The organism is Pseudoalteromonas aurantia 208 (assembly GCF_014858725.1).
Classification (GTDB): Bacteria; Pseudomonadota; Gammaproteobacteria; order Enterobacterales; family Alteromonadaceae; genus Pseudoalteromonas; species Pseudoalteromonas aurantia.
Genome location: NZ_AQGV01000013.1, coordinates 198,704 through 211,132 on the forward strand (window position 1 = coordinate 198,704; position 12,429 = coordinate 211,132).

14 protein-coding genes and 1 riboswitch are annotated in these 12,429 nt (G+C 40.8%); of the genes, 2 read left to right on the forward strand and 12 right to left on the reverse strand.

Going from position 1 to position 12,429, the window contains the following annotated elements; translation table 11 throughout:
* Positions 1-61: 61 nt before the first annotated feature.
* Positions 62-181: riboswitch (cobalamin riboswitch) on the reverse strand.
* A 13-nt stretch (positions 182-194) separates the two neighbouring features.
* The 12 genes from PAUR_RS16035 to PAUR_RS16090 all read right to left on the reverse strand — a co-directional run bounded on the left by PAUR_RS16035 (position 195) and on the right by PAUR_RS16090 (position 10,681).
* Entirely contained in the window at positions 195-794 is a 600-nt protein-coding gene (locus PAUR_RS16035; protein WP_192508758.1) for a histidine phosphatase family protein, read from the reverse strand.
* 94 nt (positions 795-888) lie between these two features.
* A complete protein-coding gene (nqrM, locus tag PAUR_RS16040) occupies positions 889-1,101 on the reverse strand; it encodes a (Na+)-NQR maturation NqrM (RefSeq protein WP_192508759.1) in 213 nt (70 codons plus the stop codon).
* Between the two features lie 92 nt (positions 1,102-1,193).
* Positions 1,194-2,213 carry an FAD:protein FMN transferase gene (locus PAUR_RS16045; protein WP_192508760.1) on the reverse strand — a complete coding sequence of 340 codons (1,020 nt, stop codon included), beginning with the start codon at positions 2,211-2,213 and terminating at the stop codon, positions 1,194-1,196.
* A gap of 96 nt (positions 2,214-2,309) precedes the next feature.
* Positions 2,310-3,536, reverse strand: coding sequence for an NADH:ubiquinone reductase (Na(+)-transporting) subunit F (nqrF, locus tag PAUR_RS16050; RefSeq protein ID WP_192508761.1), 1,227 nt, complete (start codon positions 3,534-3,536; stop codon positions 2,310-2,312).
* Between the two features lie 17 nt (positions 3,537-3,553).
* Positions 3,554-4,162, reverse strand: a complete 609-nt coding sequence (gene nqrE / locus PAUR_RS16055; protein ID WP_192508762.1) for an NADH:ubiquinone reductase (Na(+)-transporting) subunit E — start codon at positions 4,160-4,162, stop codon at positions 3,554-3,556.
* Between the two features lie 10 nt (positions 4,163-4,172).
* Complete coding sequence (locus tag PAUR_RS16060; RefSeq protein ID WP_192508763.1) at positions 4,173-4,805, reverse strand: NADH:ubiquinone reductase (Na(+)-transporting) subunit D; 633 nt, start codon at positions 4,803-4,805, stop codon at positions 4,173-4,175.
* Positions 4,805-5,551, reverse strand: coding sequence for a Na(+)-translocating NADH-quinone reductase subunit C (locus tag PAUR_RS16065; RefSeq protein ID WP_192508764.1), 747 nt, complete (start codon positions 5,549-5,551; stop codon positions 4,805-4,807). Before PAUR_RS16065 ends, PAUR_RS16060 begins: the two co-directional genes overlap by 1 nt.
* Positions 5,544-6,743, reverse strand: a complete 1,200-nt coding sequence (locus PAUR_RS16070; RefSeq protein WP_192508765.1) for an NADH:ubiquinone reductase (Na(+)-transporting) subunit B — start codon at positions 6,741-6,743, stop codon at positions 5,544-5,546. Before PAUR_RS16070 ends, PAUR_RS16065 begins: the two co-directional genes overlap by 8 nt.
* 1 nt (position 6,744) lies before the next feature.
* Positions 6,745-8,088, reverse strand: a complete 1,344-nt coding sequence (locus tag PAUR_RS16075) for a Na(+)-translocating NADH-quinone reductase subunit A (RefSeq protein ID WP_192508766.1) — start codon at positions 8,086-8,088, stop codon at positions 6,745-6,747.
* A 376-nt stretch (positions 8,089-8,464) separates the two neighbouring features.
* Positions 8,465-9,655, reverse strand: coding sequence for an enoyl-ACP reductase FabV (gene fabV / locus PAUR_RS16080; RefSeq protein ID WP_192508767.1), 1,191 nt, complete (start codon positions 9,653-9,655; stop codon positions 8,465-8,467).
* 71 nt (positions 9,656-9,726) lie between these two features.
* Positions 9,727-10,041, reverse strand: coding sequence for a BolA family protein (locus PAUR_RS16085; protein WP_192508768.1), 315 nt, complete (start codon positions 10,039-10,041; stop codon positions 9,727-9,729).
* 52 nt (positions 10,042-10,093) lie between these two features.
* Positions 10,094-10,681 carry an alpha-ketoglutarate-dependent dioxygenase AlkB family protein gene (locus tag PAUR_RS16090; RefSeq protein WP_192508769.1) on the reverse strand — a complete coding sequence of 196 codons (588 nt, stop codon included), beginning with the start codon at positions 10,679-10,681 and terminating at the stop codon, positions 10,094-10,096.
* Positions 10,682-10,724: 43 nt separating this feature from the next.
* Here PAUR_RS16090 and PAUR_RS16095 point away from each other — a divergent pair, with 43 nt between their 5' ends.
* Together PAUR_RS16095 and PAUR_RS16100 are read left to right on the forward strand one after the other, a co-directional pair.
* Positions 10,725-11,867 carry a methyltransferase gene (locus PAUR_RS16095; RefSeq protein ID WP_192508770.1) on the forward strand — a complete coding sequence of 381 codons (1,143 nt, stop codon included), beginning with the start codon at positions 10,725-10,727 and terminating at the stop codon, positions 11,865-11,867.
* Between the two features lie 3 nt (positions 11,868-11,870).
* Entirely contained in the window at positions 11,871-12,428 is a 558-nt protein-coding gene (locus PAUR_RS16100) for a YajG family lipoprotein (RefSeq protein ID WP_192508771.1), read from the forward strand.
* Position 12,429 lies beyond the last annotated feature (1 nt).

The following is a 12,429-nucleotide window of genomic DNA, read 5'->3' on the forward strand; positions in this document are numbered from 1 at the left end:
CCATCATATCATTTGAAATATGGGTATTATGAAGCATATTGAACAACTCAGAGTACGCCCGCTCATGAGAAAGTTGTTGGTCTTGGTATCTGACTTTCGTACTCACAGTACTTTACAGTTGCGGGGACAGTTGAACATTTTCAGTTCATTCCCAAGAAATACCAACAAACAACCGTATTATGCTGTCTAGACGTCTAAAATACAACTTTAGGCCAAGCGACACCTTGTTCATCATAGTACACCTGCACTTTTATTACGCTAGCATACCCAACATCAAAAATACTAAGCTGTTTCACGCTATTACTAGGAAACTGCAGAATCATAGCCAACAACTGTTTAATAACACCTGCGTGGGTTATTACCAAGCTACACTCATCGTTTGGGATCGCTAGCTGTGATTGCCACCAAGTTTGAACTCGTAAATGAAAATTCGTCATAGACTCTGCACCTTGTGGCGTATGTGACCAAGGATCAGCCCAAAAATCACCGATGCTCGGTTTATCTGTATTGCACCATAACCACTCAAAAGGCTTGCCATCCCACAGGCCGAAGTCCATTTCTTGCAAATCATCAACTATCTCAACAGATAATTGCCTTTGTTCGCTGATTTTTGTCGCAAACTTACTGCATCTAACTAGTGGGGAACTGAAGATTTGCGTTACTGCGGTAATACCTTTCGTTACATCTTCTAGTTGCTGCCAACCGAGAGGGCTGAGATTTATATCAGAACGACCACATAATATACCTTGCTCGACGATTTCACCATGACGCAAAAAATACCATGTGCTCTGCATAACCTCCCTCCCAAAATTCAGATACAAAAATGCGAGCCTATAGCTCGCATTAAAATTAGCAACAACCTGCTACTAACGTCATTTTATTAGCATATTATAAAATTTGGTTTTCTTTCCAAATTTGCTCTTTAGCTAAGCGCTTTTTGCGTCGATCACATGGATCATCGCAGTCACATGCTTTATCAATACCAACAGAACCAAGGCCACCACAACTACTTGCCATAGATTTCTTCTGAACAATCACACCGATTGCCATTGCCGTAACAATTAAAATCAGTAAACCAAATGTAAGTAAAAACAGCGACATTGCACAGGCCTCTTAAAATGCAAAAAAACAACTCAACTATTGAGCTGACGACGGTATAAAACACCCCTCATTATAACGCGGTTATTCCTTACTCACAAATAAGGTTTAAACTGTTCACTGGCATAAGTAACTAATCCAGTATCACTTTTGCTTATCAAATATACAGCCAAGTTATATTTTTCTGCGTAAGCCTTAGCTCGTTCTGTTCCCATTACAGTGAGTGCGGTTGCCAATCCATCAGCGGTCATTGCTGAAGGGTGCAGCACAGTAACAGATACCAATTCATGCTTCACTGGCATCCCTGTCGCTGGATCAATCAAATGCGTAAACGTTTCGCCGTCCATTTCATAAAAAATACGGTAATCACCAGAAGTCGCTATACCATTATTTCCAGGTTCAATAGCTTTATGTATTTGCCTTTGACCCATAGGTGCATCAGGCTGCTCAATGGCAATTACCCACGGCTTATTATAGGCTTTAGTACCTGAAATTCTCAGCTCTCCACCAATTTCCACCATATAATTACTCAAGCCTTGCCGCTCTAATAACGTCGCGACTTTATCAATACCATACCCTTTCGCCGTTGCCGAAAACGACAGTTCTAAACCAGGTAATGTTTTGGCAAGGCCTTGCTCATTAAGCACGAGTTTTTCAACACCAATACGTGCACGCATCTCATCGAGTTGTTCCCGACTTGGTCTTTTTGTTGGTCGTTTATCGGGGCCAAACCCCCATAAGTCAATGAGCGGTCCCATGGTGACATCGAGTGTCTTTGTGGATTGGCCTAACCGAATAGATTCAGCTGCAACCGCTCGAAAATCATCACTGATCACCATAAATTGATTGGCTTCCAAGCCATTAAACTGATTAATTTCAGAGTTTTCAACCCAAGGAGACATCGATGCATTTACAGCAATGAGCGTGTCGTCTACTTGCTGCTGTAAAGCCCCCGCTTCAATTTCTTTTCCACTAGTAAACACTTTTATATTATACGTTGTACCCATCGTATTCCCGTGCAACGTAAGCGGTTCGACTGAGCGACTTGCTGAATTATCACAACCAGCTAAAAATAATCCCAACGATAATACAAATATCCCACTTATACTTTTCATTAAATTACAGCTCCCTAATAAACAAAAAGCCCTCAAGTGCATGACTTGAGGGCTAACATATATTTCAACATATGCTTATAGAATTGAGTGTGCTAATTAGCCACCGAAGTCATCTAGTAAGATGTTTTCTTCTTCTACACCCAAATCTTTCAACAAGTTGATAACTGCTGCGTTCATCATTGGAGGACCACACATATAGTACTCACAATCTTCAGGCGCTTCATGGTCACGTAAATAGTTTTCAAACAATACATTGTGAATGAAACCTGTGTAACCTTCCCAGTTATCTTCTGGTTGTGGATCAGACAATGCGGTGTGCCATACGAAGTTTTCATTATCAGCTGCTAAGCCATCAAAATCTTCTACGTAGAACATTTCACGTTTAGAACGTGCACCATACCAGAAAGACATCTTACGCTTAGAGTTAAGACGTTTAAGTTGGTCAAAAATGTGTGAACGCATTGGCGCCATACCAGCACCACCACCAACAAATACCATTTCAGCATCTGTGTCTTTTGCAAAAAACTCACCGAATGGACCTGAAATAGTTACCTTATCACCCGCTTTTAATGACCAAATGTAAGATGACATCTTACCACAAGGCAGTGTTAGGTTATTTGGCGGCGGAGAAGCAATACGTACATTGAGCATGATGATACCCTCTTCTTCAGGGTAGTTAGCCATTGAGTATGCACGAATTGTTTCATCATCAACCTTAGACTCAAGGTTAAAGAAACCAAAACGTTCCCAATCGCCACGATACTCATCAGGTACATCAAAGTCAGCATATTTAACATGGTGAGCTGGGGCTTCAATTTGGATATAACCTCCAGCACGAAACGGTACAGACTCGCCATCAGGGATACCTAATTTAAGCTCCTTGATGAAAGTTGCTTTATTATCATTAGAGATAACTTCACATTCCCATTTCTTAACACCAAAAATTGACTCTTCTAACTCAATATCCATGTCTGTCTTCACATTCACTTGACATGCTAAACGACACCCTTCTCGCGCTTCACCTTTTGAAATATGGTCAAGTTCGGTAGGCAGGATATCACCACCGCCGTTATGAATATGTACGCGACACTGGCCACATGAACCACCGCCACCACATGCAGATGATACGAAAATACCCGCGTCTGAAAGCGCGCCAAGTAGTTTAGTACCAGCTGATGTTTTGATGCCCTTTTCAGGATCACCATTAATATTAATTAATATATCACCGCTCGCTACTAGCTTAGATTTAGCCGCAATTATGACTAAAACAAGTAGTACAACGATAGCAATGAACATTCCTACGCCTAAATATACCTCAAGCATGATTTTTCCTCGCTACCTTACAGTGAAATACCAGAGAATGACATGAAGCCAAGACCCATCAAACCTACAGTAATAAAGGTAATACCTAAACCACGTAGACCATCTGGTACATCTGAATACTTCATTTTCTCACGAATACCAGCAAGCAATACAATTGCTAACGCCCAACCTACACCTGAACCAATACCAAACACCACTGATTCAGTGAAATTTAAGTTACGTTCAACCATAAAGGCTACCGCACCGAAAATTGCACAGTTTACAGTGATCAAAGGTAAGAATATGCCCAGAGCATTGTAAAGCGCAGGGAAAAACTTATCCAAAGCCATTTCTAGGATCTGTACAAGTGCTGCAATTACGCCGATGAACGTCAAAAACTTCAAGAAGCTTAAATCTGCTTCAGGAAAACCAAGCCATTCTAATGCACCTGGTGCTAATACTGCGCTATATACTAATTGGTTTACTGGAACAGCAACACCCAATACAAATACAACAGCAACACCTAAACCAAGTGAAGTGGTTACTTTCTTAGATACTGCTAAGAATGTACACATACCTAAGAAGAAAGATAATGCTAAGTTTTCAATGAAAACCGCTTTAACGAATAAACTAATATAATGTTCCATCTCTCTCCCCTTACGCCTTTGCTTCTACTTGGTCTTTCTTATAAGTACGCAGTACCCAAATGAAGAAACCAATAATGAAGAAAGAACTTGGCGGCAGGATCAGTAGACCCATAGGCTGGTACCAACCACCCTCAGAAACCAAAGGTAAAATCTCAGCACCAAACAATGTACCTGAACCACCTAACTCACGGATAAAGCCAACGGTAAGTAACACGACTGAATACCCTAAACCATTACCAATACCATCCAAAAATGACATAAGTGGTGGAGACTTCATTGCATATGCTTCTGCACGACCCATTACAATACAGTTTGTAATAATTAGGCCAACGAATACAGACAACTCTTTCGCTGTTGCATAAACAAACGCTTGTAATGTTTGATCAACAACGATAACCAAAGAAGCAATGATGGTCATTTGCACAATAATACGTACGCTTGAAGGAATATGGTTACGAATTATTGAGATAAACAGACTTGAGAATGCTGTCACTAGCGTCAAAGCTATTGACATTATTAACGCATTTTTAAGGCTTGAAGTTACAGCTAACGCAGAACAAATACCCAACACTTGCAGTGCAATTGGGTTGTTAGCGAATACTGGTCCAAACAAGACGTCTTTCATTTCTTTTGTATTAGCCATTAGTTCAATGCTCCATTACGTACATTCGCAAGGAATGGGCCAAAACCTTTGTTGCTTGTCCAAAAATCGACTGTGTTACCTACACCTACCGAAGTCAGTGTGGCACCAGATAAACCATCAACTTTATGCTTGTCAGTGCCGGCTGTACCTTTCACTAACGTAATTGGTAAAGACTTACCAACCCAAGTTGCAGTCCATTTTGGATTTTCAATTTCACCACCAAGACCCGGCGTTTCATTGTGCTTATAAAACTTGATAGCTTTAACTGTTTCAGTATCTTTATCTAATGCGATAAAACCATACATAATACCCCACAAGCCATAGCCTTGAATGGGTAAAATAATAGTCGATACTTGGCCACTTGCATCTTTAGATAAGTAAACAGGTGAATGATCAGTCATACGTTGAATGCCGGCTTTATCGTCTGCTTTGTCTAATTTAAAGCTGCGCTTTGCATCAAACTTTGTGCTTTCAAAGTCAAACGTTGTATGGTCTTGCTCAACGAACTCACCCGTTTCCATATTGACAACACGTGCTTCGATGTTTTGACCAAACATTTCTTCAACATTGGTTACATCATTAAAACCAGCAGCGGCAAGAATATTACGCTGTACATCTTGCGCTTTGTTTGCTTTTTGTAATGGACGTAATTGTACTGAAGCTACCGATACAACAACCGCACATACCAAACATAAACCAACAACAACGCCTAACGTTTTACCTATAGATTCATTGTTACTAGACACGTGCTAATCTCCTCTTAACGTTTGACTGCACAACAAAGTGGTCAAATAGTGGCGCAAATAAATTAGCGAAAAGAATTGCTAACATCATGCCTTCTGGGTAAGCAGGGTTAACCACACGGACTAACACAACCATCACACCAATCAATGCACCGTATGCGAATTTACCTTTATTTGTGAAAGACGCAGAAACTGGGTCAGTCGCCATAAAGAACATACCGAATGCAAAACCACCTAATACTAAGTGCCAGTACCAAGGCATAGCAAATGCAGGATTTGTTGTTGAGCCAATTAAGTTAAGTAACAACGACATGATAACCATACCTAGGAAAACACCTAGAACAATACGCCATGACGCAATACGCACATAAATTAAGAATAAACCACCTAGCATCAGAGCCAGTGTCGATGTTTCACCCATAGAACCTTGGATGAAGCCATAAAATGCATCCCACCAAAGAACCATATTGTTGAAATCAACAGCACCTTGTGCTACCTGGCCTAAGTAAGTTGCACCCGAGAATGAATCTACGGCTGTCCATACTGTGTCACCCGAAATATCAGCAGGGTAAGCAAAGAATAAAAATGCACGGCCAGCTAAAGCAGGGTTTAAGAAGTTACGACCTGTACCACCAAACACTTCTTTAGCAACAACAACACCGAAAGTAATACCTAACGCGGCTTGCCATAACGGAATGGTTGAAGGAAGAATAAGTGAAAATAATACTGATGTAACAAAGAAGCCTTCGTTTACTTCATGCTTACGAATAGAAGCAAACAAAACTTCCCAAAAACCACCCACTAAAAAGACGGTTCCGTAGATAGGTAAGTAGAAACATGCTCCGTAGAACATCTTCGCACCCCAACCTGCTTGTGCAGTTAACTCACCGCCTAGCGCTTGGAAAATTGCGACTTGCCATGTGTTGGCTATTTCAAAACCGTTACCAAGCGCTAATGCTGCTTGATGACCGATGTTAAACATACCAAAAAACATAGCTGGGAAAGTAGCCATCCACACTAAAATCATGATGCGTTTTAGGTCGATGTTATCACGCACATGCGTGCCGCCTTTGTTAACATAACCAGGCGTATAGAAAACAGTTGCTATCGCTTCATACAAAGCGTACCACTTTTCGTGTTTACCACCCGCTTCAAAGTGAGGTTCAATGTCTTCTAAAAATTTCTTTAAGGCCATTTTAACCTTCCTTCTCGATAGTATTCAGGCAATCACGAAGGATTGAACCGTACTCATACTTGCCAGGACACACAAAAGTACACAATGCTAAATCTTCTTCATCTAGCTCTAGCGCACCTAAGGTAATCGCACCATCTAAGTCACCTGAAATAAGGTCACGTAGCAAAGGTGTTGGTAAGATATCGAGTGGCATAACACGTTCATAGTTACCGATTGGCACCATGGCACGTTTAGAACCACCCGTAGACGTTGTCATTTTAAATAAACGACTCGGTGCAAAGTGAGAAATAAACATTCGAGTTACAGAAAACTTATTACTACCAGGGGCAATCCAACCAAATAGTTCTTTTTCGCGACCTTCAAGTAAAACAGATACTTGAACATGGTAGCGGCCTAAGAAAGCATGAGGTCCGGCTGCTGTTTTACCAGCTAACACAGAGCCAGAAATGACTCGGTTATCACCGTCTTCAAGCTCACCGGCAACTAGATCAGTTAGCGATGCTCCTAATTGAGTTTTCACTAAACGCGGGTTTTTCACACGAGGGCCAGCAAGGGCAACAACACGATCTGCATTTATCTCGCCAGTTAAAAATAACTGACCAAAGGCAATAACGTCTTGGTAGCCTAAATGCCATACCTGCTTGCTTGCAGAAACCGCGTCTAGATGATGAATATGAGTACCAACCAGTCCCGCAGGATGTAAACCACCAAACTCGTGCACTTCTACTTGAGAAAGCGACGAACTAGGTACTTGACTACCAGCTTGCTTACAAACGAATACTTTACCATCTGTTAAGCGAGATACCACAGCAAGACCCGCTTCAAATGCTTCCACATTTTCAGCGATGACCACAGCAGGATCAGCAGCTAACGGATTAGTATCCATTGCAGTTACAAACACAGAGCTAGGGTTAGCCTCTAATGCCGCAACTTTGCTAAAAGGACGAACACGAAGCGCTGGCCATTGACCAGACTCAACAAGCACCTCTTTGACTTTATCACGCTTAAGGTTGCTTAATTCAGCAGCCGAAAACTTGTCAAAAGTGATTTGCTCATTGCCTTGCACTTCAATCACGACGGATTGCAGTACACGCTTAGCACCACGGTTGATTTCTTTAACTACACCAGCAGCTGGTGCAGTAAACTTGACGCCAGGATTCTTTTTATCTACAAAAAGAACTTGGCCTTTTTTGACTTGGTCATCCACACGAACATGCATGGTTGGACGCATACCAATAAACTCTTCACCTAGCACAGCTACTCGTTTGACGGCAGAGCCATCATGAATAACTTGCTGAGGTGCGCCCTCTATGGGTAAGTCCAGACCTTTTTTTATGTTGATCATACGCACTTGCATTACATTAACGGAAAGAAATTGAAAAATCTTTAATTACCACGGCGCTTGTTGCCTCATATTCGTCAGGTATAAAAGAGCCACCTGTCCAAGTACTGAAACAAGCATCGTAGTCGTGTTCTCACATATTGCCGAGATTTTAACATTAATCCTACGGACTATGCGAGGAGAAATATTAAATTAATACGTCTTTACAATGGTTTTTATGTAGTTATGGGTCTTGTGATTATCTCAACATAGACCAAAGTCGAATTGATGAAAAATATAGAAGGGTTTTGTGCAAAAATAAAGCTAGATATTATTAAAAGTGTAGAATAAGTGAACTAGGCCTATAAAAAATAGCGCCTAGCCCTCATTAATCATGCCATTACAATAGGTGATTAATCGCTACGATTGAGTCAACTTCTTGATCATAATCAAGCGTTTCTATGCCAAAACCAAACAAACGCAGAAACTCATTATGATAACCAACATAGTCAGTTAATTCGTCAATTGTCTCTGTGGTAACTGAATCCCAAATGCCTTGGATCCGAGCTTGAACATCATCTTCCAGTTCTTTGTAATTTTGAAATAAGTGACCGCCGTCATCAAAACGTGGAGTTTCACCATACAAACTTTCACGGAATAAACCATTAATTTGCTCAATAGTACCTTCATAAGTACCATCCGCTTTCATCACTTTGAATAATGCAGAAATATAAAGCGGCATAATTGGAATAGCAGAACTGGCTTGTGTCACAACAGCATTTAAAGACGAAACATAAGCTTCACCGTTTATCGAAGCCGTAGACGCTTTTATCGCTGCAGTTGCTCTGTCTAAATCTTCCTTCGCTTTGCCAATCGTTGCATGACCGTATATCGGCCACGTCAGCTCCTTACCAATATATGTATAAGCGGTTGTTTTAAAGTTCTCGGCGAGTACATCTGCCTCTTTAAGCGCATCGACCCATAGTTCCCAATCTTCACCACCCATTACCTTTACGGTATTCGCGATTTCTTCCTCGTTTGCCGCTTCAACAGTAATATCACCAATTGCACGTTGAGAGGTATTGAGGTTCTTCGTCGTAACATCTTTGCCGATTGGCTTTAATGTTGAAGAGAACACCTCCCCAGTTTTTGGATCTGTACGACGTGGTGATGCCAAACTATAAATAACAAGGTCGACTTTACCCATTTCAGCTTTTATTGCTGCAATCGTTTTTTGCTTAATTTCCTCAGAGAACGCGTCGCCATTAATGTTTTTTGACCATAAACCTGCATCATCCGCGGCCTGCTGAAAAGCAGCGGTATTATACCACCCAGCTGAAGCTGTTTTCCTCTCAGTACCTTCTTTCTCAAAGAAAATCCCCAAAGTTTTTGCACCAGCACCAAAAGCTGCTGTAATTCGGGACGCCAACCCATACCCTGTTGAAGCACCAATAACTAATACATTTTTAGGGCCATTTGCAATGGGACCTTGTGCTTTTACATAATCAATTTGCTCTTGAACATGAGCAGCACAACCAGCTGAATGTGCATTGGTACAAATAAAACCACGAATTTTCGGCTTAACGACCATGATAAATCCTATTTATTTTTCAAAAACTGCCATAGTTTAATAGCTGATCAGACAAATACAGGTCTGATCAGCTAGTTATCAAACTTCGAACCACCTAAACAACTTGGTGAATCAGGTGTTTGTCCATTCTTTTCGCTATACTCATCAGGGGTGTAAGCATGAATTGATAACGCATGAATATGATTAGCAAGTTCATCTTTTAGCACTTCATTGATAAGGCGGTGACGAGGCAACAAACGCTTGCCTAAAAACGTCTCACTGACAATCACCACCTTGAAGTGAGATTCCTCACCTCGGCTGTGCATATGACTTTCATTCACGACGTTTAGGTGCTTACAAACAATTGCGTCGGCTAATTTGCTGTGGATCTGCTGCTGCATGGACATGCTAAGCCCTTCATTTAAGTTGCGATTAGAGGCTACTATACGCTTTTGCTTGCTATTGACCAACTGTGCGAAAGGTTAAATTTATACGCCCGCTATTCACTTTCATTTGTTTAGGTAGAGCATGTTGGTAATGACTTTGGCTCTGTCCATGCATTAATAAGCAGCTACCATTGTCTAGCATCAGATTTTGTGTTTGTTTAGAATGCGAATTTCGAATTGTAAATTTTCGGGATGCGCCAAGTGAAATAGACACAATAAATGGTTGACACCCGAGTTCTTTTTCATCATCACTGTGCCACCCCATACTGTCATGACCATTTCTATACCAATTAACTAACAAAGCATTAAAGCTATATCCGTAATGCACCTGCAACCGTCGACGCATCGCCTTTAAAGGTTCTGGCCAGCTTTCAACAACTAAAGGGTGATTAGAGTAGCTGTAATTAACCTGCTTATCAGCAATAAAGCACTGCAAACGCGGGATTTTATGATGCTTGCCAAAAATGTTGACTTCAGGTTGTTGCCAATTCAAAATCTCAGTCAAATACGTATAGAGGGACATTGCTTTGGAGTGACTCATTACTTGCTCAATATAGTCAAATCCATTCGGTAACAGCTGTTCAGGGTTTTGCAATGTCATGATACCATCTCTTTATTCTCTTTGACTGCTACTATTTATTGATATGACCACAGAAGCTTTTTTGGGTACTCACCCTCTGACATTACACCGTTTTCCTTTAGATCAAAAAAATCGCAGTCTACAAGCTTGGGATGCCGCTGATGAATACTTAATAGAGTATACCTTCGCCAATTATGAAACACCAAAGCATGCACTTATTTTCAACGATAGTTTCGGCGGATTGGCTGCAGCATTAATAGCACAGCATCCAACCATAAAAGTGACAACGGTGTCAGACTCTTTTGTAAGTCATCAAGCCTGCCAGTATAATTTAGCTGAAAATACGCTATCAAAGACGCACCTCACCCTGCAAAATAGTTTGGCGCCATTACCTTTGGATTGTGACTTAATTCTAATGAAAGTCCCTAAAAATGCGGGCTTTTTGCAACATCAGCTCGCACAGTTAAGTCATTTACCAGCCAATATCCCAGTCATTCTTGCTGGAAAAGTAAAAGAAATACACAGCTCAACATTAAAAAGCGTTGCACACTTTTTATCAGCACCCACAACCAGTTTGGCAGTAAAAAAGTCACGGCTCATCTTTACACACACCACTTGCAAACCGGTCGATGATAAATTTCCTACAGATTGGCCATTAGAAAAAACCGACTTCACAATTTCTAATCACGCCAATGTGTTCTCTCGTGACTCGCTCGATATCGGAGCTCGATTTTTTGCTAACTATTTACCTCAAGGTAAAAAACCAATTAAAGTCATCGACCTTGGCTGTGGAAATGGCGTGATTGGCTTACTTACTCTAGCAAAAATGCCCAATGCCAAACTTATTTTTGTTGATGAATCTGCGATGGCAGTAGCAAGTGCAAAACAAAATATTCAGCACAATTTACCTGAACAGATAGATAATTGTGAATTTCACCAAAATGACTGCCTAACCAACTTCACCCCAGGTTCAGTTGACTTGGTGTTATGTAACCCCCCATTTCATCAAGCTCAGGCGATCACTGATCACATTGCTTGGCAAATGTTTATACAAGCAAAGCATACGCTAAAGCAAGGTGGTGAATTGCGTATTATCGGTAACCGACATTTGGATTATCAAGACAAGCTACATCGTCTATTTGGCAATTGTAAAATTATCGGCAACAACAAAAAATTTACCGTACTGAGTGCCACAAAAAGAGGTTAATTCATGCTAAAAACTTACTTTATATCCATTGGTGTTTTTATACTATCGGGATGTACAGCACAGCCTAAGTCTGTCATTTTGAATCCAACTTACTCAGCTCAGGCAGTCAGCCATTTCAATACGCACATAAACGCACGAGTCTCTGATCATCGAACAACCAATTTTGTCATTAAAGTGCTCAATCAAGAGCCAGCTGTTTATTTACCTGATGCCAGTTTACCAATAAAAATAGAACGTATTTTTTTTGATGCTTTACGCAGTAATGGTGCAACGCTTGATACTACAGAAAACAAAAAAGTAGCTCTACAAATCAATACCTTTTATAGCAAGATTACTGAAAGCATTACCCAACATGAAAGTAACGCAACCGCTGATTTTCAGATCTTTGCATCACACAATGAACGTACTTTTGAAAAACGTTACACCGGCACATCACAATTGAAAGGGCCTTTAAAACACGAACAAGCAAAAGTGGAAGGCCAATTGAATAACTTGACGCAGAAAATAATCACTCGCATTGTATCTGATCAAGAACTTATCAATTTTTTACAAGGACAATAAT